We start from the raw sequence: 22,482 nt of genomic DNA, 5'->3' as shown, positions 1-22,482 counted from the left end.
GGGCAAGGAGAAACGCCGAGGGGCCCCGAACCATCCGGTTCGGGGCCCCTCGGCGTCATACGGCCGCTTACGGCAGCTGCGCCGCCCGCGCCTCGCGGCGGTTGTCGCGGAAGTTGTTCACCCGGCGGGCCGTGGCGAACAGGGGGATCACCGCGCCCATGACCAGCTGCAGCGCGCAGCCCGTCTGGAGCAGCAGCTGGCCGCTCGGGGCGTCGAACGCCCAGGCCGCCAGCAGACCCATCGACAGGACGATCCAGCCGAGCATCGCGCCGGCCAGGCGGCCCCGCGGCTTGGGGTACTCCACGCGGCTCACCATCAGCCAGGCGGTGCCCAGGATCGCCAGCAGCGTCGCCACGAAGGGCAGCTCCAGCAGCACGATGGAGACCACCGTCAGCGCGCCGAACGGGCTCGGCATGCCCTGGAACATGCCGTCCTTCATCGTCACGCAGGAGAATCTCGCCAGCCGGAGCACCACGGCGAGCAGCACCACGATCGCGCCGAGCGCGGCCACCCGCTGGTGCGCGTCGTCCGCGACCATGCCGTAGACCAGCACGAAGTACGCGGGCGCCAGCCCGAAGCTGATCAGGTCGGACAGGTTGTCCAGCTCGGCGCCCATGGGGGAGGAGCGCAGCTTGCGCGCCACCAGGCCGTCGAACAGGTCGAAGACCGCCGCGCACAGCATCAGGATGACCGCCGTGGCCGCGCTGTGGCGGGCCATGCCGGACTCCTGGCTGCCGGTGAGGTGCGGGATCAGGATGCCGGTGGTGGTGAAGTACACCGCCATGAAGCCGCACGTGGCGTTGCCGAGGGTGAGGGTGTCCGCTATCGAGAGGCGGAGCGAGAGCGGCATCTCCTCCTCGTCGTCCCCGTCGGCCTCGGGCACCCAGCCCGCCTGTGTCTCCGGATCAATCACGGTCAATGCGAGTCACCCCAGCCACCGTCTTCTGCCCGACCTCCACCGCGACCTCCACGCCCTCCGGCAGGTACAGGTCGACGCGCGAGCCGAACCGGATCAGACCGATGCGCTCGCCCTGCTCGACCTTCGTGCCCTCGGGGATGTAGGGAACGATACGGCGGGCCACCGCGCCGGCGATCTGGATCATCTCGATGTCGCCCAGCTCGGTGTCGAAGTGCCAGACGACCCGCTCGTTGTTCTCGCTCTCCTTGTTGAAAGCGGGAACGAAGCCGCCCGGGATGTGCTCGACCGACGTCACCGTGCCGGCCAGCGGCGCCCGGTTGACGTGTACGTTGAGCGGGCTCATGAAGATCGCGACGCGGGTGCGGCCGTCCTTCCACGGCATGATGCTCTGCACCACACCGTCGGCGGGCGAGATGACCCGGCCCGGGGCGATCTCGCGCTCGGGGTCGCGGAAGAACCACAGCATCCCCGCCGCGAGCGCGGTGGCGGGGACGGCGACGGCCTTGGCGGCGCCGGAGCGGCGGGCGCGCAGGAGGCTGACGGCTGCGGTGGCGACGGTCGGGAGAAGCCACGGCGATGCTCCGCGCGCGAGGCGTACGCCGGCTCGGCTGTCGCGAGGTGCAGAGGTTTGGCTGTGGGGCATGGATGACCTTCGTAGCGGATGATGCCGCGCTTCAGGAGGGGGACGGCGGCTTTCCGCGATCGTAGCGGTTCACGGGCACAACTGGGTAAGCCAGGCAGCCGAGTCGGCGGCCGAAGAGTGCCTACGGGGTGTGATCTTCCTCCCGGAGAAAACACCCCGTACCCGGACAATCAGCCCTGGAACCGATACTCTTCGAGCAACCTGCGCCCGATGATCATTTTCTGGATCTCGGCGGTACCTTCACCGATGAGCAGCATCGGGGCCTCGCGGTAGAGGCGCTCGATCTCGTACTCCTTGGAGAAGCCGTAGCCGCCGTGGATCCGGAAGGCGTCCTCCACGACCTCCTTGCAGTACTCGGAGGCGAGGTACTTCGCCATCCCTGCTTCGAGGTCGTTTCGTTCACCCGAGTCCTTTTTGCGCGCTGCGTTCACCATCATCGCATGCGCGGCCTCGACCTTGGTGGCCATCTCGGCGAGCTTGAACTGGATCGCCTGGTGCTGGGCGATCGGCTTGCCGAAAGTGTGACGCTGCTGGGCGTACTGGACACCCAGCTCGAAGGCACGCTGCGCGACGCCGCAGCCACGCGCCGCGACGTTCACGCGGCCGACCTCCACGCCGTCCATCATTTGGTAAAAACCTCGGCCGGTGACCCCGCCGAGCACCCGGTCGGCGGGAATCCGCAGGTCGTCCATGATGAGCTCGGTCGTGTCGACGCCCTTGTAGCCCATCTTGTCGATCTTGCCGGGGATGGTCAGCCCCGGACGGACCTCGCCGAAGCCGGGCTCCTTCTCCACGAGGAAGGTCGTCATCGACTTGTGCGGGGCCGTGCCCTCGGGGTGTCCTTCGTCACTTCGCACCAGGACGGCCACGAGGGAGGACGTGCCGCCGTTCGTCAGCCACATCTTCTGGCCGTTCAGGACGTACTCGTCGCCGTCCTTCACCGCCTTCGACGTGATGGCCGACACGTCGGAGCCCAGGCCCGGCTCCGACATCGAGAAGGCACCGCGGATGTCGCCGGCCGCCATCCGCGGCAGGAAGTGGTCCTTCTGCTCCTGCGTCCCGTGCTGCTTGAGCATGTACGCGACGATGAAGTGGGTGTTGATGATGCCGGAGACCGACATCCAGCCGCGGGCGATCTCCTCCACACACAGGGCGTAGGTGAGCAGCGACTCGCCCAGGCCCCCGTACTCCTCGGGGATCATCAGACCGAACAGGCCGAGTTCCTTCAGGCCGTCGACGATCTGCTGCGGGTACTCGTCGCGGTGCTCCAGCTCCGTCGCGACGGGGATGATCTCCTTGTCCACGAAGTCACGGACCGTGGCGAGGATCTCCTGCTGGACGTCGGTCAGACCGGCGGTCTGGGCGAGACGGGCCATGCTTACTTCTCCTGCTCCTTGAGCTCGGGGCGGCCCGGCTGCTCGCCGCCGCGCTCCTTGATGTACGTCTCGGTGGGCACCATCACCTTGCGGCGGAAGACGCACACCAGGGTGCCGTCCTGCTTGTAGCCCTTGGTCTCGACGTAGACGATGCCGCGGTCGTTCTTCGACTTCGACGGCCACTTGTCGAGCACGGTCGTCTGGCCGTAGATCGTGTCGCCGTGGAAGGTCGGCGCCACGTGCTTGAGCGACTCGATCTCCAGGTTGGCGATCGCCTTGCCGGAGATGTCCGGCACGCTCATGCCGAGCAGCAGCGAGTAGATGTAGTTCCCGACGACGACGTTCTTGCCGAAGTCCGTCGTCTTCTCCGCATAGTTCACGTCCATGTGGAGCGGGTGGTGGTTCATGGTGAGGAGACAGAACAGGTGGTCGTCGTACTCCGTGACCGTCTTGCCCGGCCAGTGCTTGTACGTCGCCCCGACCTCGAACTCCTCGTAGGTGCGTCCGAACTGCATGGCCCTACGCCTCCGGGATCTCGAACTTGCTGGTGCGCTGCATGCCGGCGGCGCGTCCCTTGCCGGAGATGACCAGCGCCATCTTGCGGCTGGCCTCGTCGATCATCTCGTCGCCGAGCATCGCGGAGCCCTTCTTGCCGCCCGCCTCGGACGTGTAGTAGTCGTACGCGTCCAGGATCAGCTCGGCGTGGTCGAAGTCCTCCTGCGACGGCGAGAAGATCTCGTTGGACGCCTCGACCTGGCCCGGGTGCAGCACCCACTTGCCGTCGAAGCCGAGCGCGGCGGCGCGCTGCGCGACCTCGCGGTAGCCCTCGACGTTGCGGATCTGCAGGTAGGGGCCGTCGATCGCCTGGAGGTTGTTGGCGCGGGCGGCCATCAGGATCTTCATCAGGATGTAGTGGTAGGCGTCCGCCGGGTAGCCGGGCGGCTGCTCGCCCACGACCAGGGACTTCATGTTGATCGACGCCATGAAGTCGGCCGGGCCGAAGATGATCGTCTCGACGCGCGGGGAGGCCTGCGCGATCGCGTTGACGTTGTTGAGGCCCTGCGCGTTCTCGATCTGCGCCTCGATGCCGATGCGGCCGACCTCGAAGCCCATGGTCTTCTCGATCTGCGTCAGCAGCAGGTCCAGGGCGACGATCTGCTCGGCGTTCTGCACCTTCGGCAGCATGATGCAGTCGAGGTTCTGGCCGGCGCCCTCGACGACCGTGACGACGTCGCGGTACGTCCACTCGGTCGTCCAGTCGTTGACGCGGACCACCCTCGTCTTGCCCGTCCAGTCGCCCTCGTTGAGGAACTTGACGATGGTGTGCCGCGCCTCGGGCTTGGCGAGCGGCGCGCACGCGTCCTCCAGGTCGAGGAAGACCTGGTCCGCCGGGAGGCCCTGCGCCTTCTCCAGGAAGCGCGGGTTGCTGCCCGGGACCGCCAGGCAGGAACGGCGCGGACGCAGACGGTTGACGGTCATGCGGGGACCTCCAGGGGGTCGAGCTTGTTCGCTTTCCGGATCTCGTCGACGATCGCGCCGATGATTCCGGTGATGTCGAAGTCCTTCGGGGTGAAGACCGCGGCCACTCCGGCGGCGCGCAGCTGTTCGGCGTCACCGCTGGGGATGATGCCACCTGCGATCACCGGTATATCTGTGGCACCGGCCACACGCAGCCGCTCCAGGACGTCCGGCACCAGCTGGGCGTGCGAGCCGGACAGGATCGACAGGCCCACGGCGTGGACGTCCTCGGCGAGGGCCGCGTCCACGATCTGCTCCGGGGTGAGCCGGATGCCCTGGTAGACCACCTCGAACCCGGCGTCGCGGGCCCGCACGGCGATCTGCTCGGCGCCGTTGGAGTGCCCGTCCAGGCCCGGCTTGCCGACCAGGAAGCGCAGCTTGCCCACTCCGAGGTCGCGGGCCGTCAGCTCCACCTTGCGGCGCACCTCGGCGAGCTTGGATCCCTCCTCGGGGCGCACCGCGACCGGCGCGGAGGACACGCCCGTGGGCGCCCGGAACTCGCCGAACACCTCACGCAGCGCCCCCGCCCACTCGCCGGTGGTGACGCCGGCGCGGGCGCACTCCAGGGTGGCCTCCATGAGGTTGTCGGTGCCGCGCGCGGCCTCCTTCAGCCGCTCCAGCGCCTTGCAGGGGCGCGGGTGGTTGAACGGCGGCTGGTAGCGGGTGTCCCGCCAGTGCTGCAGGGAGGCGATGACGCGGGCCTCGACGGCCGGGTCGACCGTCTGGATGGCCGTGTCGAGATCGGCCGTGAGCGGGTTGGGCTCGGTCGACTCGAAGATGTTGACGCCCACGATCTTCTCTTCGCCGGACTCGATGCGGGCGCGGCGCTCGGCGTGGGAGGCCACCAGCTGCGACTTCAGGTAGCCGGACTCCACGGCGGCCATCGCGCCGCCCATCTCCTGGATCCGGTCGATCTCCGCGAAGGACGCCTCGACCAGCTCCTCGACCTTCGCCTCGATCACCTTCGAGCCCTCGAAGATGTCGTCGTACTCCAGCAGGTCGCTCTCGTAGGCGAGCACCTGCTGGATACGCAGCGACCACTGCTGGTCCCACGGGCGGGGCAGGCCCAGCGCCTCGTTCCAGGCCGGCAGCTGCACGGCACGCGCGCGTGCGTCCTTGGAGAGGGTCACGGCCAGCATCTCCAGCACGATCCGCTGGACGTTGTTCTCCGGCTGCGCCTCGGTCAGGCCGAGCGAGTTCACCTGGACGCCGTAGCGGAAGCGGCGCTGCTTGGGGTTCTCGATGCCGTACCGCTCCCGGGTGATGCGGTCCCAGATGCGGCCGAAGGCGCGCATCTTGCACATCTCCTCGACGAAGCGGACGCCCGCGTTGACGAAGAAGGAGATGCGGGCGACCACGTCGCCCATGCGCTCCTCGGGCACCTGGCCCGAGTCGCGCACGGCGTCCAGGACGGCGATCGCGGTGGACATCGCGTACGCGATCTCCTGCACCGGCGTGGCCCCGGCCTCCTGCAGGTGGTAGCTGCAGATGTTGATCGGGTTCCACTTCGGGATGTGGGAGACCGTGTACGCGATCATGTCCGTCGTCAGGCGGAGCGACGGCCCCGGCGGGAAGACGTGCGTCCCGCGGGACAGGTACTCCTTGACGATGTCGTTCTGGGTCGTGCCCTGGAGCTTGGTGATGTCCGCGCCCTGCTCCTCGGCGACGACCTGGTAGAGCGCCAGCAGCCACATGGCCGTGGCGTTGATCGTCATCGAGGTGTTCATCTGCTCCAGGGGGATGTCCTGGAACAGACGGCGCATGTCACCCAGGTGCGCGACGGGCACGCCGACCCGGCCGACCTCGCCGCGGGCGAGGATGTGGTCGGAGTCGTAGCCGGTCTGCGTCGGCAGGTCGAACGCCACCGACAGTCCGGTCTGGCCCTTGGCGAGGTTGCGCCGGTACAGCTCGTTGGACGCCTCGGCCGTGGAGTGACCGGCGTAGGTCCGCATGAGCCACGGCCGGTCCTTCTCCCGCTTCGCCTCGGCGGGCTGACGCTCAGTCATCTATGACCTCGGGGTGCTCAGACGTTCCGGAAGCGGTTGATGGCGTCGATGTGCCGCGCGCGCAGCTCCTCGTCGCGCACGCCCAGGCCCTCCTCGGGGGCCAGGCACAGCACGCCGACCTTGCCCTGGTGGAGGTTGCGGTGCACGTCGTACGCCGCCTGGCCGGTCTCCTCCAGGGAGTACGTCTTCGACAGCGTCGGGTGGATCTTGCCCTTGGCGATGAGGCGGTTGGCCTCGTAGGCCTCGCGGTAGTTGGCGAAGTGCGAGCCGATGATGCGCTTCAGCGACATCCACAGGTAGCGGTTGTCGTACTCGTGCATGTAGCCCGAGGTGGAGGCGCAGGTGGTGATGGTGCCGCCCTTGCGGGTGACGTACACGGAGGCGCCGAAGGTCTCACGGCCCGGGTGCTCGAAGACGATGTCGATGTCCTCGCCGCCGGTCAGCTCGCGGATGCGCTTGCCGAAGCGCTTCCACTCCTTGGGGTCCTGGGTGTGCTCGTCCTTCCAGAACTTGTAGCCCTCGGCGTTGCGGTCGATGACGTGCTCGGCGCCCATCTTGCGGCAGATCTCGGCCTTCTCCGGGGAGGAGACGACACAGATCGGGGTGGCGCCGCCGGCGAGGGCGAACTGGGTGGCGTACGAGCCGAGGCCGCCGGAGGCGCCCCAGATCAGGACGTTGTCGCCCTGCTTCATGGCCGCGCCGTTGCGGGAGACCAGCTGCCGGTAGGCGGTGGAGTTGACCAGGCCGGGGGCGGCCGCCTCCTCCCAGGTCAGGTGCTTGGGCTTGGGCATCAGCTGGTTGGTCTTGACCAGGGCGATCTCGGCGAGGCCGCCGAAGTTGGTCTCGAAGCCCCAGATGCGCTGCTCGGGGTCGAGCATGGTGTCGTCGTGGCCGTCGGGGGACTCCAGCTCGACGCTCAGGCAGTGGGCGACGACCTCGTCGCCGGGGCGCCAGGCGTTGACGCCGGGGCCGGTGCGCAGGACGACGCCGGCCAGGTCGGAGCCGATGATGTGGTACGGCAGGTCGTGGCGCTTGGTCAGCGGGGAGAGCTTGCCGTAGCGCTCCAGGAAGGCGAAGGTCGAGACCGGCTCGAAGATCGAGGTCCACACCGAGTTGTAGTTCACCGAGGAGGCCATGACGGCCACCAGGGCCTCGCCCGGGCCGAGCTCGGGCACCGGGACGTCGTCCAGGTGGATCGACTTGCGCGGGTCCTTGTCGCGGCTGTTCAGGCCCGCGAACATCTCCGCCTCGTCCTTGTGGACGGTGATGGCGCGATACGACTCGGGGAGCGGCAGGTTGGCGAAGTCGGCCGAGGTGCTCTCGGGCGACTGGATCGCGGCCAGGATGTCCTTCACGGTCACGGTGTTGCCTCCGGCGGTGAGCGCCCTGAGGGAGGGGCGCCGATGGGTACGTCGGTGCTGCTGAGAGTGGTGAGGGTGTGCCGTCGGTTCGGCGGGGGGTGGTGCTGGTTCGGCAGCGCTTTGTGGCGCGGGAGGGTGCCTGTGACGCAGGCGTCCGGGGCGCGCGGGCTGGTGCGTCCGCTGGGACAGTCGCCCGGACGTCTTCAACGTATGACACCGCGTGTCAGGTGACAAGGCACTGAGTGCCAGAACTTGCTCTCAGATGAAATCTTTACGTAACAAATGAGCGATGATCGATCGAACGGCCCTCGGCAGCCGGTGAAAAAGGACGTGAAAAGGGTCCCTGACATGCCAAAACGGCCACCCCGAGGGGGTGGCCGTCATCACAGCGACCGAGTGACTCAGCGCTCCTTGAGAGCCTGCTCGATCGTGCGCATCACCTCGTCGAGCGGGGCGTCCGTCCGGGCCACGGTCACCAGCACCTCGCCGTGGGTGGAGGTGGTCGCCGCGGCCGGCTTCGGCGGCGCGGTGGTACGGCCCGCCATGATGCCGCTGCCGAACGTCTTGCGGACGATCGCGAAGGCGTGGTCGAGCTGCGCCTCCACATCGCCCTGGCCGCCGGCCCGCAGCCAGCGCCGCAGCACGTGGTTGTGGGCGGTGACCACGGCGGACGCGGCGACCTCCGCGAGCAGCGGGTCGTCGTTGGCGTCGTCGTCGTGCGCGTGCTCGTCGAAGTGGCCGAGCAGATAGCGGGTGAACAGGCGCTCGTAGCGGGCCACCGACGCGATCTCCGCCTCGCGCAGGGTGGGCACCTCGCGCGTCAGTTTGTAGCGGGCGACGGAGATCTCCGGCCGCGCCGCGTACATCTTCATCACTTCCTTGATGCCGCGGCACACCGTGTCGAGCGGATGCTCGTGCGCCGGGGCCGCGTTGAGCACCGCCTCGGCGCGCACCAGGGTGTCGTCGTGGTCCGGGAAGATCGCCTCTTCCTTGGAGCGGAAGTGGCGGAAGAAGGTGCGGCGGGCCACGCCGGCGGCCGCGGCGATCTCGTCGACGGTGGTCGCCTCGTACCCCTTGGTCGCGAAGAGCTCCATCGCGGCCGCCGCCAGTTCCCGGCGCATCTTGAGCCGCTGGGCGGCGGCGCGACTGCCTGCGGCACTTTCCGGCGCTTCTGGCGTAGCTGGTGTACGTGAGGACTTGGCGGGCTGGGACATGCCCCGAACGTACTGCATGCGCGGCCTTCTTTGCGCAGGTCCGGGCTTTCCCCCGCCCCGGCCGGACGGGGGAGGGCCGGACCGGGCGGGCGGCGGGGGCCCGGCCGGATCGAGCAGCCCGCCCCAGTCCCGCCCGGCCGGCGTCCGGTCGCCCGGGCGGTCAGCGCCGGGCATATTCGCGGAAGCCCCGGCCCGTCTTGCGGCCGAGGCAGCCCGCGGCCACCAGGTGCTCCAGGAGCGGCGCGGGAGCCAGGCCCGGGTCGCGGAACTCGCGGTGCAGGACCTTCTCGATGGCCAGCGAGACGTCCAGGCCGACGACGTCCAGCAGCTCGAAGGGGCCCATCGGGTAGCCGCCGCCCAGCTTCATCGCGGCGTCGATGTCGTCGAGGGACGCGTAGTGCTCCTGGACCATCTTGATCGCGTTGTTGAGGTACGGGAACAGCAGCGCGTTGACGATGAACCCGGCGCGGTCGCCACAGTCCACGGCGTGCTTGCGGATCTTGGCGCAGACCTCGCGGACCGTCGCGTGGACGTCGTCCGCCGTCAGCACCGTACGGACCACCTCGACCAGCTTCATCGCCGGCGCCGGGTTGAAGAAGTGCATGCCGATCACGTCCTGCGGACGCGAGGTGGCCCGGGCACAGGCGACGACCGGCAGCGAGGAGGTGGTGGTGGCCAGGACCGCGCCCGGCTTGCACACCTTGTCCAGCGCCGCGAACAGCTGCTGCTTGACCTCCAGGTCCTCCGCGACCGCCTCGACGGCCAGGTCGACGTCGGCGAAGGCGTCGTAGGAGCCCGCCGGGGTGATCCGGTCCAGGGCCTCGGCGGCGGCCTCGGCGGTCATCCGGCCCTTGTCGACCGAACGCGCCAGCGACTTGCCGATACGGGCCTTCGCTGTCTGTGCCTTCTCCTCGCTGCGGGCGGCGAGGACCACCTCGTACCCGGCCTTGGCGAACACCTCGGCGATGCCGGAGGCCATGGTGCCCGAGCCGGCCACGCCGACCGAGCGGACCGGGCGGCCCGGGGTGAGGGTGTCGCCCTCCAGCGGCGTCAGCGCGTCCCGCACGACGGTGGCGCTGCCCGGCGCCTCGTAGGTGTAGAAGCCGCGGCCGGACTTGCGGCCGGTCAGGCCCGCCTCGCTGAGCTGCTTCAGGATCGGGGCGGGGGCGTGCAGCCGGTCGTGGGACTCGGCGTACATGGCCTCCAGGACCGTGCGCGCGGTGTCGATGCCGATCAGGTCGAGCAGCGCCAGCGGGCCCATGGGCAGACCGCAGCCGAGCCGCATCGCGGCGTCGATGTCCTCCCGCGAGGCGTACTTCGCCTCGTACATCGCGGCGGCCTGGTTCAGGTAGCCGAACAGCAGCCCGTCGGCGACGAACCCGGGCCGGTCGCCCACCGCGACGGGCTCCTTGCCCAGGTCGAGCGCGAGGTCGGTGACGGCGCTGACGGCGGCCGGCGCGGTGAGCACCGAGGAGACCACCTCGACCAGCTTCATCGCCGGGGCCGGGTTGAAGAAGTGCAGGCCGAGCACGCGCTCCGGGCGGGCCGAGTCGGCGGCCAGACGGGTCACGGACAGCGCGTTGGTGCCGGTCGCCAGGATCGCGTCGGGCCGCACGATGCCGTCCAGCTCGCGGATGATCTGGTGCTTGACCTCGTACGACTCCGGAGCCACCTCGATGACCAGGTCGGCGTCGGCCGCCGCGGCCAGCTCGGTGGAGGTGCGGAAGCGGGCGAGGGCGTCGGCGCGCTCCGCCTCGGTGAGCCGCCCGCGCTCCACCGCGCGGGCGGTGGCGGACTCCAGCGCGGCCGTGCACCGCGCGGCCTGGGCCTCGCTGATGTCGATGCCGATCACGTCACGGCCGGCGCGGGCGAGGACCTCGGCGATACCGGTGCCCATGGTGCCGAGGCCGACCACGGCGACGGTCCTGAGCGGGGACAGGGAGGGGTCGGGCTGGGGAGTGGCCATCGCGGGACTCCAGAAATGAGGGTGACGACGGGAAGCACGACCGGGTGCGCCGGAAACGGCGCACCGGGTGCGTGAGAAAAGGAGTGCGGGTGTGGCCGGGCTGCGAGCGCACACGCCCGGTGCCGTCGTCGCGGGGCGCGCACACGCCCGGCAGGACGGCGGTTCCGACCGGCCCTGTCCCCGGGCCGAGCCGTACTGCGGTACTCAGTACCGAACCGACTGCTCCCACGAGGCTGCGTCACCAAGCCGTCGTGGGGGAGATGCGAGGGGTATCTCGCTCGTCTGAGCTTAACCGGTGGGTAACGAGCGCGCCAGCCCCCGGACTTTGTGATGTAGGTCCCGCCGTGCCTGTGTCCCGCCTAACCTCTGCGTCATGGACGAAGAGTTGCGATCGCTCACGGACCGCTTACGGCAGGAGGCGCGCGGAGCGGCGGAGTTCGAGCGGCTGGCCGCCACCGAGGGCCACGACGAGCTGGCCGGAGTGCTCACCGCGCCCGGGCAGCCGCTGTGGGCGAGGGAGCTGGCCGCGTTCCGGCTGGGCCTGGCCGGCGACCGGCGGGCCTTCGAGTCCCTCGTCCTCTTCCTGAACCACCGCGACCCGCAGCGCTGCGCCTCCGCCGCCCATGCCCTCGCCCGCCTCGGCGACCCGCGCACCGCCCGCGCCGCCGCGGCCCTCGCCACCAACGAGCTGCGCGTCGCCTACGCCCTGCACCCGGTGCGGCTGCTGGCCGAGCTGCGCGCACCGGAGTCCGTACCCGCCCTGATCACCACGCTCCAGCGGCGGCTGCGCCCGCACGACCCCTACCGGCGGGTGGCGCTGGCCTGCGTGGAGGGCCTGGGCGCACTCGGCGACGCGCGGGCCCGCCCGGTGCTGAACGAGGCCCTCGCCCATCCGGCCCTCGCCGAGGCGGCGGTCCACGCGCTGGCCAGGATCCCCGGGCAGCGGGGGAAGCCGGGGTGAGCGGGCGGAGCGGATCCATCCCCTGAGCAGAAGCGGACCCCCTGAGCAGAACTGTCAGGCCGTCAGATCCCTGACGTACCGCACCTCCGGCACCGGCACGCCCTGCACCTCGAAGGGCTCCTCGGCGCCGTCCGCGGTGAAGCCCGCCCGCTCGTAGAAGCGCCGGGCGCGGGTGTTGTCCTTCAGCACCCACAGGAACATGCGCGCGTGCCCGGCGGCCGAGCAGCGCCGTACCGACTCGGCGAGGAGCAGGCGGCCGACGCCGGTGCCGTAGTGGGCGGGGTCCACGTAGATCGCGTACAGCTCGGCGTCGGCGGTGCGCCGCTCGCCGTCCCGGTACGGGCCGTGGCAGGCCCAGCCGACGACTCCGCCCTCGTCCTGCGCGACCAGGTTCGTCACGCTGCCGTCGCCCCCGGTGAACCGGGCGCGGTGCCGTTCGGCGTCCTCCGCGACGCTCATGGCGTCCAGATACGCCTGCGGCATGAGACCGCGGTAGGCGCTCTGCCAGCCCCGGACCCGGATCTCGGCGACCCGGTCGCAGTCCTCCAGGGCCATCTCCCGCACCGCCACCGCGCTCACGCGCCGATCACCGCGAACGCCTCGATCTCCAGCAGGAACTCCGGCCGCACCAGCGCCGCGACCTGCACGGCCGAGGAGGCCGGGAGCCGGTCGTCCGGTATGTGTGCGGCCCGGGCCTCGCGGATCGCCGGCAGATGGGCCACGTCCGTGACGAAGTACGTCAGCTTGATCACGTCGTCGAAACCGGCGCCGGCCGCGGCCAGGCAGCGCCGCAGGTTCTCGAAGACCTGGCGGGCCTGTGCGGCCGGGTCGCCCTCGCCGACCACCTTGCCGTCCTCGTCCAGGGCGATCTGCCCGGAGACCGCGACGAAGCGGCCGGTGCCGAGGACGACATGGCTGTACTGGGCGGCGGGGGCGACCCCGTCGGGGGCGGTGATCCGGGTCAGTGCGCTCATGTGCCCATCATGGACGACGGCACTGACAGGCCTCCCCCGGTTTTCCTAGCCCCGGAAGCCCAGCAGCCCGTGCAGCGTCGAGCCGCGGCTGCTGCCGGAAGCGGCCTTGGTGGTCAGCGGCTTGGGGTCGGGCAGCGCCTTGCACACGGCGTCCGCCTCACCGTGCCCGCGCGGCACCGTGCCGTCGGTCAGGTACTTGGCGAGGTGCTTGTCCAGGCAGCTGTTCCCGCTGAGCGTGATGCCGTGGTTGCCGCCGCCCTGTTCGACGACCAGGCTGGAGCGGGCCAGCAGCTGGTGGACCGTCACACCGCCCTCGTACGGGGTGGCCGCGTCGTTCGTCGCCTGGAACAGCAGCACCGGCGGCAGCTTGCCGTTGGCCACGTTCACCGGGATGCGGGAGCGGGTCGGCCAGAACGCGCACGGCGCGTTGTACCAGGCGTTGTTCCAGGTCATGAAGGGCGCCTTCGTGTACACCTCCCAGTTGTCGTCGCGCCACTGGTCCCAGTCGCGCGGCCAGACGGCGTCCCGGCACTGCACCGAGGTGTAGACGCTGTAGCCGTTGTCGCCGGAGGTGTCCACGGCGCCGAAGTTCTCGTACGCCTCGACCAGCGGGTCGTCGTCGTGACCGTTGACGTACGCGGCGAACGCCTCGGCGAGGTAGGGCCAGTAGCCGTTGTAGTAGCCGCCCGGGATGAAGGTGTCCTCCAGCTCCGCGGCGCCCACCTTGCCGTCGGCCGGTTTCTTCACGAGGGCGGCGCGCATCGCGTACCACTTGGCCTCGATCTTCTCCGGGTCGGTGCCGAGCTTGTACGTCCCGTTGTTGCGGGCGACCCAGGCCATGAAGGCCCGGTGCCGGTCGTTGAAGGCGTAGTCCTGGCTCAGGTTGTCGTCGTACCAGACGCCGGTCGGGTCGACGATCGAGTCCAGCACCAGGCGCCGGACCCGCTCGGGGAAGAGCTTGGCGTAGACCGCGCCCAGGTAGGTGCCGTACGAGTAGCCGAAGTAGTTGATCTTCCGGGCGCCGAGGGCGGCCCGGATCGTGTCCATGTCCCGTACGGCCTGGACGGTGTCGATGTACGGCAGCAGGTCCGCGTACTTCTTGCCGCAGGCGTCCGCGAAGGCCCTGGCGCGCGCCAGGTTGGCCTTCTCCAGCGCCCGGGTGCCGGGCACCGAGTCGGGGCGCACCGGGTCGAAGTGGCCGGGCCGGCAGTTCAGGGCGGGCTTGCTCGCGCCCACCCCGCGCGGGTCGAAGCCGATCACGTCGTACTGCGCCGCGACCGTCTTGGGCAGCGCGGAGGCGACGAACCCGGCCAGGGTCAGACCGCTGCCGCCCGGGCCGCCGGGGTTGACCAGCAGCGGGCCCTGGTAGGTCTTCGCGGTGTGCGGGACGCGGGACAGGGCGAGGGTGATCTGCCGCCCGTGCGGGCGTGTGTGGTCGAGCGGCACCTTCAGGGAGGCGCACTGGAGGGTCGGGTAGTCGTCGGTGCCGCACTTCTTCCAGGCGAGCCGGGCGCCGGAAGCGGTGGTCGCCGCGGACGCCGTGGATGCGGGGTGCGGGGCGTCGGCCCGCGCGGGCAGGGCCGTGAGCGACCCGGCCAGGGCGACGGCGGCGCCGCACAGCACGGCTGCGCGTTGTCTCATGGGGTCCTCCCAGGACGGAGGGGCGCGGGCCGCGAGGGTCACGGCCCTGGCCGCATCGTCCCGGAAAGGACGCCTGGAAGAACGTGTTCTGGCAATACTTGACCCAATTGGTCCGCCGGATGCGCTCGAACGCTCTCAGATCAGCGAGAGTTGAGTCGGTTCGGACACCGGAGGCGTCTCCGCCGGGGCCGCCGGGCGGATCCGGCGCGGCATGCCCGGGCCGGCCGGGCCGATGCCGTACTCCTGCGCCAGTTCGTGGACCTGACGCGTGATCCGGCGCTGGTACCACTTCGGGGCGTAGGCGCCGTCCGCGTACAGCCGCTCGTACCGGGCCACCAGGTGCGGGTGCTCGCGGCCGAGCCAGGCCATGAACCACTCGCGGGCGCCGGGCCGCAGGTGCAGTACCAGCGGGGTGACGGAGGTGGCCCCGGCCTCGGCGATCGCCCGCACGGTGTCGCGCAGTTGGGCGGGGTGGTCGCTCAGGAACGGGATCACCGGCGCCATCAGCACACCGCACCCCAGGCCGTGCTCCGCCAGCGTCCGTACGACGTCCAGTCGGCGCTGCGGCGCCGGGGTGCCCGGTTCGACCGTGCGCCACAGGCCGGGGTCGGTGAAGCCGACCGAGACGGACAGGCCGACGTCGGTGACCTCGGCGGCCTGCGTCAGCAGCGGCATGTCGCGCAGGATCAGCGTGCCCTTGGTGAGGATCGAGAAGGGGTTGGCGTGGTCGCGCAGGGCGGCCAGGATGCCCGGCATCAGCCGGTAGCGGCCCTCGGCGCGCTGGTAGCAGTCGACGTTGGTGCCCATGGCGATGTGCTGCCCCCGCCAGCCGCGCGCGCCCAGCTCACGGCGGAGCAGCTCCGGCGCGTTGACCTTCACCACGATCTGGGTGTCGAAGCCGAGCCCGGTGTCCAGGTCGAGGTAGCTGTGCGTCTTCCTGGCGAAGCAGTACACGCACGCGTGTGAGCACCCGCGGTAGGGGTTCACCGTCCATTCGAACGGCATGCGCGAGGCGCCCGGCACCCGGTTGACGATCGAGCGGGCGCGGATCTCGTGGAAGGTGATCCCGGCGAATTCGGGCGTGTCGACGGTGCGGGTCACCACCGCGTCCGCGCCGAACAGCGCGGGGTCGGCGGCCCGGCCGTGATCGTCCGGGTCCAGGGTGAGGTTCTCCCAGCGCATGACGCCTCCTCGGTAGCACTGGACCCAGAATAGAACACATGTTCCCTTGATCGTGCGAGCGTCATCCTCTGTCCGTCCCTGACACTCGAACGATCGGTTCCGCTACCCCGATTTGGGTGGTCGGTGAGCGGGGTGGTTGGCTGTGCGCAACCCCGAGAACATCAGGTCCTGGAGGGATCCCATGGCGCAGGTCGAGGCCACTACCGAGCGGGTCGTGGCGGCGGACCCGGAGAAGGTGTTCGACACCCTCGCCGACTACAGCGGCACGCGCGCGAAGCTGCTGCCCGAGCACTTCAGCGAGTACGAGGTGCGCGAGGGCGGCGACGGCGAGGGCACCCTCGTCCACTGGAAGCTCCAGGCCACCAGCAAGCGCGTCCGCGACTGCCTCCTGGAGGTCAGCGAGCCCACCGACGGGCAGCTCGTCGAGAAGGACCGCAACTCCTCCATGGTCACCACCTGGACCGTCACCCCGGCCGGCGAGGGCCGCTCCCGGGTCGTCGTCACCACCACCTGGAACGGCGCCGGCGGCATCGGCGGCTTCTTCGAGAAGACCTTCGCGCCCAAGGGCCTCGGCCGGATCTACGACGCCGTCCTCGCCAAGCTGGCCGCCGAGGTCGAGAAGTAGCGAAGTCACGCCGCGGTGAAGGGGGTTGACCCCTTCACCGGTTCGAGTGGATATCTTCGCTCCGTACCTCTTCGCCGTAACTCGTCGCACCTGACCGTGGTTGTCGCATTACGCGGGAATTGTGAACAGGTGTGACGAGGGGAGCGGTACGTGGGCGGGATCACTCTGGTGCACGACGAACCGGCGGTGGCGCCCCCCGAGGCCGCCGCCCCGGCACCGGCCGCGGCGCCGCCCCCGCTGAGCCCCCGCCGCGTCCGGCTGGTCTTCCTCGGGCTCATGCTGGCCCTGCTGCTCGCCGCGCTGGAGCAGATGATCGTCGCCACCGCGCTCCCGAAGATCGTCGGCGAGCTGCACGGCCTGGACCGCATGTCCTGGGCGATCACCGCCTACCTGCTCACCTCCACCGTCGGCCTGCCCGTCTACGGCAAGCTAGGCGACCTCCTCGGCCGCAAGAGCGTCTTCCAGTTCGCGATCGTCGTCTTCGTGATCGGCTCCGCGCTCGCGGGCCGCGCCCACAGCATGGACCAGCTGATCGCCTTCCGCGCCGTCCAGGGCGTCGGCGCCGGCGGACTCATGATCGGCGTGCAGGCGATCATCGCGGACATCGTGCCGCCCCGGCAGCGCGGCCGGTTCATGGGCCTCATCGGCGCCGCCTTCGGCCTCGCCTCGGTCGCCGGACCGCTCCTCGGCGGCTACTTCACCGACCACCTCTCCTGGCGCTGGTGCTTCTACATCAACGTCCCCTTCGGCCTGGCCACCCTCGCCGTCGTCACCGTCGTGCTGAAACTGCCCCGGCCCGCCGTGCGGCCCCGGCTCGACCTGCTCGGCTGCCTGCTGCTCGCCGCCGCCTCCACCTGCCTGGTCCTGCTGACCAGCTGGGGCGGCACCGAGTACGCCTGGGACTCCCGCGTCATCGCCGGCCTCGGCGCCGGAGCGGTCCTCGCCACCGGCCTGTTCCTCCTCGCCGAGCGCTTCGCCGCCGAACCCCTCATCCCCCTGCGGCTGTTCAAGGACCCCGTCTTCAACGTCACCGGCCTGGTCGGCCTGGTGGTCGGCGTCGCCCTGTTCGGCGCCGCCAGCTATCTGCCGACCTTCCTGCAGATGGTCGACGGGGCCTCCGCCACCGAGTCCGGACTGCTGATGCTGCCCATGATGGGCGGCATCGTCGGCGCCTCCGTCGTCTCCGGCCAGCTCATCAGCCACACCGGCCGCTACAAGCTCTACCCCGTCCTCGGCAGCGCCCTCGCCGTCGCCGGCATGTGGCTGCTGTCCCGCCTGGAGGCGGACACCCCGCGCCTGCACTACAGCATCTGGATGGCCGTCCTCGGCGCCGGCATCGGCCTGGTCATGCCCGTCCTGGTCCTCGCCGTGCAGAACTCCGTGCGCCCCGCCGACCTCGGCACCGCCACCAGCGCCAGCAACTACTTCCGGCAGATCGGCGGCAGCGTCGGCGCGGCGGTCTTCGGCACCCTCTTCGCCGACCGGCTCGCCGACGCGCTGCGCCGCGAACTGCCCGCAGGCGGCGAGCTGCCCGACCCGGAGTCCGTCACCCCGCAGCTCGTCCACGCCCTGCCCGCCGCGCTGCGCGACGCCTACATCCGGGCGTACGCCGACGCCATGCCGCGCATCTTCCTCTACCTCGTGCCGGTGCTCGCCCTCGGCCTGCTCATCGCCTTCTTCCTCAAGGAGAAACCCCTGGTGTCCCACAACGCCGCCCCCGCCGCCACCGCCCCGGAGACCGGCCAGGCGAACGCCCCGCTGCCGCACGCGCGCTCCCCGCACAGCGCCGGCATCCCCGTCTGCGGCACGGTGCAGCACCACGACGGCACCGTCGTCCCCCGCGCGGCGCTCACCCTCATCGACGTCGCCGGGCAGCAGGTCGGGCGGGGCGCGAGCGGCGAGGACGGGCGGTACGCGCTGTCCACGCCCGGCGCGGGATCGTACGTCCTCATCGCCGCGGCCGGCGGCCACCAGCCGCAGGCCGTCTCCGTGACCGTCGGCGAACGCCCCGTCGAACTCGACGTCGTCCTCGGCGGCGCCGGACGCCTCGCCGGCAGCGTCCTGACCGCCGACGGCACCCCCGTGCGCGACGCCACCGTCACCCTCACCAACGTCCACGGCGAGGTCGTCGCCGCCACCCGCAGCTCCCGCGAGGGCGGTTACGTCATCACCGAACTGGTCGCCGGCGAGTACACCCTCGCCGCCAGCGCACCCGCCTTCCGCCCGGCCGCCCTCCCGGTCACCGTGCAGGCCGCCCGGGAGACCCGCCAGGACATCGAACTCGCGGGCGGCGCCGTGCTGCGCGGCACCGTCCGGGCCGGCGGCGGCCGCCCCGTCGAGGACGCGCGCGTGACCCTGCTCGACGCCGCGGGGAACGTCGTCGACACCCTCACCACCGGCGCCGACGGCACCTTCCGGTTCGTCGACCTGTCCTCCGGCGAGTACACGGTGATCGCCGCCGGCTACCCGCCCGTCGCCACCGTCCTGCAGGTCGCGGGCGGCGGCCGTACCGAACGCGACCTCCAGCTCGGCCACGAGGACTGAGCCGGACGGCCCGGGCCGGCGTTCCGGTCGGGCGTCGCCCACAAGAAGGCGCCCGACGCAACCAATTCGGCAAACGTCTCCCGCGGCGAGCGACGGCGGCCTTACCGTGGGGCGGGGGACAACAGATCTTGGACAGCCGTGCGGAGAAGGGGCCTGGGCCATGGACCGTGGCACGGACCGGGGCGGGACGGACAGCCGTCGCGCCGGGACCGGCGTACCGACCGGACACCCCGCCGGGCGCGTCCCGCTCGCCGTGGTCGTAGTCGACCGCGACGGCCTGGTCTCCCACTGGAGCAGCGGCGCCCGCAGGCTCCTCGGCGTGGCCAAGGACGAGGCGATCGGACGGCCCGCCGCCGACCTGCTCCCCGTCTCCACCGCGTACACCGAGGACGAGCCCGGCCCCCGCGGCCTCGACGACGACCTCCTCGGCGGCGACCCGGAGGTCTCGCTCGGCGGCCCTACCCCCTACCCGCGGGCGGGCCGGGCCCGCCTCGACCGGCGACGGCACGGCTGGGCCGTCCCGCCGCAGACCCCCCGCGACGGCGGCGGTGAGCGCATCGACGTCCTGTGGTGGGCCTACCCCCTCGTCGGAGCCGAGCCCGCCCGGCTGCTCGTGCTCGCCACCGACGCCACCCGGCTGCGCGGCGAACGCGGCCACGAGGACGAGTCCACCGAGCGGATCTCGCCCGGCTTCGCCCGCCACAGCGAGCTGCCCGCCTCCGGCGAACTCGCCCGGCGGCTGCCCGACATCCTGCCCAACATGGGCCCCGGCCTCAGCGGCCGCATCGTCTCCCAGGTCCTCGAACTGGGCTATCCCGTCCTGGAGTTCAGCCAGTCCGAGCGGGTGCCCGTCACCCCCGACTGGGGCGTGCCCCGCCGCCCGGGCCGCCGCACCGGCACCCCGGCCGGCCCCGGCGACGCGCAGCGCGAGCCCCTCCTGCCCGCCGCCGAACGCGAGCTGGAGTACGCCGCCGTCCGCGAGCGCCTGGAGTTCCTGAACGAGGTCAGCACCCGCATCGGCTCCTCCCTCGACCTCGACGCCACCATCCGCGAGGTCACCAGCGCCGCCGTACCCCGCTTCGCGGACTTCGCCGGCACCCATCTGCGCGCCGCGGTCCTCGCCGGTGAGGGCTTCCCGGACGGCGTCCCCGACGTGACCACCGTCTGGCACCGGGTCTGGGTGGAGCACAACGACGAACCGGGCCGCTGGGACGACACCGTCCCGGTCGGCGAGGCCATCGCCTTCCCCGAACACACCCCGTTCTTCCAGTGCATGAGCACCGGGGAACCGGTCCTCGTCCCGCGGGTCACCGAGGAGATGGGCAACCGGATCTCCGCCGAGTTCGAAAAACGCGACCTCAGGCCGCTGATCAACGGCCGTTCCCTGCTGATCGTGCCGCTCAAGGCACGCCATGTCGTCCTCGGCTTCATGGTGCTGATGCGCCGCCCCGACCGCGAGCCGTTCGACGCCATGGACCGCACCACGGGCGCCGAACTCGCCGCCCGCGCCGGCCTGGTGCTCGACAACGCGCGCATGTACACCTACCAGGAGAACGTCGCCGACACCCTGCAGGACAGCATGCTCCCGCAGGTCACCCCGCGCCTCGCCGGCTGCGACGTGGCCACCCGCTACCTGCCGGGCACCCGCCTCGGCCGGGTCGGCGGCGACTGGTTCGACACCGTCAAACTGCCCGGCTCGCGCACCGCGCTCGTCGTCGGCGACGTGATGGGACACGGCCTGAAGTCCGCCGCGATGATGGGCCAGTTGCGCACCGCCGTACAGACCATGGCCACCCTTGAGACACCGCCCGCACAGCTCCTGCGCCACCTCGACGACCTGGCCCGACGCCTCGGCGACACCTACCTCGCCACCTGCCTGTACGCCGTCTACGACCCGATCCGCGGCGAGCTGGACATCGCCAACGCCGGGCACATCCCGCCGGTGCTGGTGCGCGCCGACGACGGCCGCAGCGAACTGCTCGACCTGCCCACCGGCGCCCCCATCGGTGTCGGCGGCGTCCCCTTCGAGTCCACCCGCGTCCGGGTCCGGCCCGGCGACCGGCTGGTGCTGTGCACCGACGGGCTGGTCGAGGTGCGCGGTGCCGACATCGGCGAGGGGCTCGCCGCGCTGTGCGAGTCCGCGGCCCACCCCGCCGCCTCCATGGACGAGGCCTGCGACACCATCATCCGGGCCCTGAACACCCACGGCGAACGCAAGGACGACGTGGCCCTGCTGATGGCCCGCCTCAACGGCATCCCCGCCGACGACGTCGCCGACTGGCAGCTCACCCGCGACCCGCGCGAGGTGGCCCACGCCCGCCGACTGGTCCGCGACCGGCTGCTGCACTGGGGCCTGCCCGACGCGGTGGAGACGGCCGAGCTGCTGGTCAGCGAGGTCGTCACCAACGCCGTACGGCACGGCACCGGCGAGCGGATCGGCCTGCGCCTGGTCCGCGCCGACGCGCTGCTGTGCGAGGTCACGGACGACGAACCGGAGCTGCCCGCGCTGCGCGCGGCGGACCCCTGGGAGGAGTCGGGCCGCGGCCTGCGGGTGGTCAGCCGGCTGGCCCGCGAATGGGGCGCGAGCGCCGCAGGACACCGCAAGACCGTCTGGTTCGAGCACTCGCTCCCGCCGCGCAGGCCAGGGGCCGGGGCGTCGAACACGAGGTGAAAGAGGGGGCCCTGCCCTTGCGGTGCACCCTCCCGTCGCGATACTCCGATCACGGAACCGAGCCGTGGGGAGCGCGCATGAAGATCTCCGAGAACTACCGCGACAACTGGGAGAGTTACTGGCGGGAGACGTCCGACGCCCCGGGCGAGGCGATCTGGGACGCCGATCCGTCGCTGACCGCGGCGCCCCATTGCGAGCTGCTCCTGCCGCACGCCGACCCCGCCCTGCCCGTGGTCGACCTCGGCTGCGGCAACGGCACCCAGACTCGGTACCTGGCCACCCGGTTCGCCCGTGCCGTGGGCGTCGACCTCTCGCACGCCGCCGTCGAGCATGCCCGCCGGGCCGCGGACGGCGTGGCCGTTCAGTTCCAGCAGCTCGACCTGACCGACACCGAGGCCGTACAGGCCCTGCACGACCGCCTCGGCGACACCAACGTGTACATGCGCGCCGTCATCCACCAGAGCGAACCCCCGGCGCGGCCCGCCGTCGCCCGGGCCGTCGCCGAGCTGGTCGGCACCCGTGGGCGGGCGTTCGTCGTCGAACTCACCTCCGGGTCGCGGGACGTACTGGCCCGCGCGGCGTCGGCGCCGGGCGGGCCGGGCCCCAAGCTGCGCCGGGTCTTCGAGCACGGCCTCAAGCCCGCCGACGCGGCCGACGAGGAGATCCCCGGCCTGCTGCGCGAAGCCGGCCTGGACGTCCTCGCGACCGGCGAGACGACCCTGCCCCAGACCGAGAACCTGCCGGACGGCACCCGCATCGACCTGCCCGCCCGCTGGTTCGTCCTCGCGGGCACCGGGACCGGCGTCCGGGACGCCTGAGCGGGCGCCCAGGACCGCTTGAGCGGGCGCCCAGGACCGCTTGACCGGGCGCCCTCCCCGTCA

General features: G+C 71.3%; 18 protein-coding genes. 5 read left to right on the top strand and 13 right to left on the bottom strand.

Translation table 11 applies throughout. The annotated features are described in order from the left end of the window. Positions 1-67 precede the first annotated feature (67 nt). From pssA to IE308_RS06340, 9 genes are all read right to left on the bottom strand, one after another. The gene (gene pssA / locus IE308_RS06380) at positions 68-883 is read right to left on the bottom strand and encodes a CDP-diacylglycerol--serine O-phosphatidyltransferase (RefSeq protein ID WP_190217383.1); all 816 of its coding nucleotides are present in this window, start codon (positions 881-883) and stop codon (positions 68-70) included. Between the two features lie 22 nt (positions 884-905). After that, positions 906-1,562, bottom strand: a complete 657-nt coding sequence (locus IE308_RS06375) for a phosphatidylserine decarboxylase (RefSeq protein ID WP_110632764.1) — start codon at positions 1,560-1,562, stop codon at positions 906-908. Positions 1,563-1,732: 170 nt separating this feature from the next. Next, entirely contained in the window at positions 1,733-2,938 is a 1,206-nt protein-coding gene (locus IE308_RS06370; protein WP_110632767.1) for an acyl-CoA dehydrogenase family protein, read from the bottom strand. A gap of 2 nt (positions 2,939-2,940) precedes the next feature. Further along, entirely contained in the window at positions 2,941-3,453 is a 513-nt protein-coding gene (locus IE308_RS06365) for a MaoC family dehydratase (RefSeq protein ID WP_110632770.1), read from the bottom strand. Positions 3,454-3,457: 4 nt separating this feature from the next. Then, a complete protein-coding gene (locus IE308_RS06360; RefSeq protein WP_110632773.1) occupies positions 3,458-4,417 on the bottom strand; it encodes an HpcH/HpaI aldolase/citrate lyase family protein in 960 nt (319 codons plus the stop codon). Beyond that, positions 4,414-6,462, bottom strand: coding sequence for an ethylmalonyl-CoA mutase (locus IE308_RS06355; RefSeq protein WP_110632776.1), 2,049 nt, complete (start codon positions 6,460-6,462; stop codon positions 4,414-4,416). The genes IE308_RS06360 and IE308_RS06355 overlap by 4 nt, the downstream gene beginning before the upstream one ends. A 17-nt stretch (positions 6,463-6,479) precedes the next feature. Continuing rightward, positions 6,480-7,817 (bottom strand): crotonyl-CoA carboxylase/reductase, encoded by a 1,338-nt coding sequence (gene ccrA / locus IE308_RS06350; protein ID WP_190217382.1) that lies wholly within the window; start codon positions 7,815-7,817, stop codon positions 6,480-6,482. Positions 7,818-8,224: 407 nt separating this feature from the next. Continuing rightward, positions 8,225-9,037 carry a TetR family transcriptional regulator gene (locus IE308_RS06345; protein ID WP_190216930.1) on the bottom strand — a complete coding sequence of 271 codons (813 nt, stop codon included), beginning with the start codon at positions 9,035-9,037 and terminating at the stop codon, positions 8,225-8,227. A gap of 160 nt (positions 9,038-9,197) precedes the next feature. Beyond that, positions 9,198-11,003, bottom strand: coding sequence for a 3-hydroxyacyl-CoA dehydrogenase family protein (locus IE308_RS06340; protein WP_190216929.1), 1,806 nt, complete (start codon positions 11,001-11,003; stop codon positions 9,198-9,200). Between the two features lie 373 nt (positions 11,004-11,376). Between IE308_RS06340 and IE308_RS06335 the strand changes: the two genes are divergently transcribed. Beyond that, on the top strand, positions 11,377-11,964 hold the full coding sequence (locus IE308_RS06335) for an adenylosuccinate lyase (RefSeq protein ID WP_190216928.1): 588 nt from the start codon (positions 11,377-11,379) through the stop codon (positions 11,962-11,964). Between the two features lie 54 nt (positions 11,965-12,018). Here the strand turns inward: IE308_RS06335 and IE308_RS06330 are convergent, their stop codons facing one another. The 4 genes from IE308_RS06330 to IE308_RS06315 all read right to left on the bottom strand — a co-directional run bounded on the left by IE308_RS06330 (position 12,019) and on the right by IE308_RS06315 (position 15,761). After that, complete coding sequence (locus IE308_RS06330) at positions 12,019-12,519, bottom strand: GNAT family N-acetyltransferase (protein WP_190217381.1); 501 nt, start codon at positions 12,517-12,519, stop codon at positions 12,019-12,021. 20 nt (positions 12,520-12,539) lie between these two features. Next, positions 12,540-12,938, bottom strand: coding sequence for a RidA family protein (locus tag IE308_RS06325; RefSeq protein WP_190216927.1), 399 nt, complete (start codon positions 12,936-12,938; stop codon positions 12,540-12,542). Positions 12,939-12,983: 45 nt separating this feature from the next. Beyond that, on the bottom strand, positions 12,984-14,579 hold the full coding sequence (locus IE308_RS06320) for an alpha/beta hydrolase (RefSeq protein ID WP_190216926.1): 1,596 nt from the start codon (positions 14,577-14,579) through the stop codon (positions 12,984-12,986). A gap of 135 nt (positions 14,580-14,714) precedes the next feature. Further along, the gene (locus IE308_RS06315) at positions 14,715-15,761 is read right to left on the bottom strand and encodes an Rv2578c family radical SAM protein (RefSeq protein WP_190216925.1); all 1,047 of its coding nucleotides are present in this window, start codon (positions 15,759-15,761) and stop codon (positions 14,715-14,717) included. 181 nt (positions 15,762-15,942) lie between these two features. Here IE308_RS06315 and IE308_RS06310 point away from each other — a divergent pair, with 181 nt between their 5' ends. The 4 genes from IE308_RS06310 (at position 15,943) to IE308_RS06295 (ending at position 22,419) form a co-directional block, all read left to right on the top strand. Beyond that, entirely contained in the window at positions 15,943-16,386 is a 444-nt protein-coding gene (locus IE308_RS06310) for an SRPBCC family protein (RefSeq protein ID WP_190216924.1), read from the top strand. A 150-nt stretch (positions 16,387-16,536) separates the two neighbouring features. After that, on the top strand, positions 16,537-18,930 hold the full coding sequence (locus IE308_RS06305; protein ID WP_190216923.1) for an MFS transporter: 2,394 nt from the start codon (positions 16,537-16,539) through the stop codon (positions 18,928-18,930). A 160-nt stretch (positions 18,931-19,090) separates the two neighbouring features. Next, entirely contained in the window at positions 19,091-21,601 is a 2,511-nt protein-coding gene (locus IE308_RS06300) for a SpoIIE family protein phosphatase (RefSeq protein WP_190216922.1), read from the top strand. 77 nt (positions 21,602-21,678) lie between these two features. Further along, a complete protein-coding gene (locus tag IE308_RS06295) occupies positions 21,679-22,419 on the top strand; it encodes a class I SAM-dependent methyltransferase (RefSeq protein WP_190216921.1) in 741 nt (246 codons plus the stop codon). Positions 22,420-22,482: the final 63 nt, after the last annotated feature.

The sequence above is a fragment of the Streptomyces griseosporeus genome (genome assembly GCF_014656055.1).
In the GTDB taxonomy this organism is placed as follows: Bacteria; Actinomycetota; Actinomycetes; order Streptomycetales; family Streptomycetaceae; genus Streptomyces; species Streptomyces griseosporeus.
Note: the sequence above shows the minus strand (reverse complement) of the source record. Positions and strands in the feature narration are given on the sequence as shown.

Bases quoted from the DNA above. Each gene is read 5' to 3' on its own strand.
- IE308_RS06375 (WP_110632764.1), bottom strand. From the start codon at position 1,562: ATGCCCCACAGCCAAACCTCTGCACCTCGCGACAGCCGAGCCGGCGTA.
- IE308_RS06370 (WP_110632767.1), bottom strand. From the start codon at position 2,938: ATGGCCCGTCTCGCCCAGACCGCCGGTCTGACCGACGTCCAGCAGGAG.
- IE308_RS06365 (WP_110632770.1), bottom strand. From the start codon at position 3,453: ATGCAGTTCGGACGCACCTACGAGGAGTTCGAGGTCGGGGCGACGTAC.
- IE308_RS06360 (WP_110632773.1), bottom strand. From the start codon at position 4,417: ATGACCGTCAACCGTCTGCGTCCGCGCCGTTCCTGCCTGGCGGTCCCG.
- IE308_RS06355 (WP_110632776.1), bottom strand. From the start codon at position 6,462: ATGACTGAGCGTCAGCCCGCCGAGGCGAAGCGGGAGAAGGACCGGCCG.
- IE308_RS06345 (WP_190216930.1), bottom strand. From the start codon at position 9,037: ATGTCCCAGCCCGCCAAGTCCTCACGTACACCAGCTACGCCAGAAGCG.
- IE308_RS06340 (WP_190216929.1), bottom strand. From the start codon at position 11,003: ATGGCCACTCCCCAGCCCGACCCCTCCCTGTCCCCGCTCAGGACCGTC.
- IE308_RS06335 (WP_190216928.1), top strand. From the start codon at position 11,377: ATGGACGAAGAGTTGCGATCGCTCACGGACCGCTTACGGCAGGAGGCG.
- IE308_RS06330 (WP_190217381.1), bottom strand. From the start codon at position 12,519: ATGGCCCTGGAGGACTGCGACCGGGTCGCCGAGATCCGGGTCCGGGGC.
- IE308_RS06325 (WP_190216927.1), bottom strand. From the start codon at position 12,938: ATGAGCGCACTGACCCGGATCACCGCCCCCGACGGGGTCGCCCCCGCC.
- IE308_RS06320 (WP_190216926.1), bottom strand. From the start codon at position 14,579: ATGAGACAACGCGCAGCCGTGCTGTGCGGCGCCGCCGTCGCCCTGGCC.
- IE308_RS06315 (WP_190216925.1), bottom strand. From the start codon at position 15,761: ATGCGCTGGGAGAACCTCACCCTGGACCCGGACGATCACGGCCGGGCC.
- IE308_RS06310 (WP_190216924.1), top strand. From the start codon at position 15,943: ATGGCGCAGGTCGAGGCCACTACCGAGCGGGTCGTGGCGGCGGACCCG.
- IE308_RS06300 (WP_190216922.1), top strand. From the start codon at position 19,091: ATGGACCGTGGCACGGACCGGGGCGGGACGGACAGCCGTCGCGCCGGG.
- IE308_RS06295 (WP_190216921.1), top strand. From the start codon at position 21,679: ATGAAGATCTCCGAGAACTACCGCGACAACTGGGAGAGTTACTGGCGG.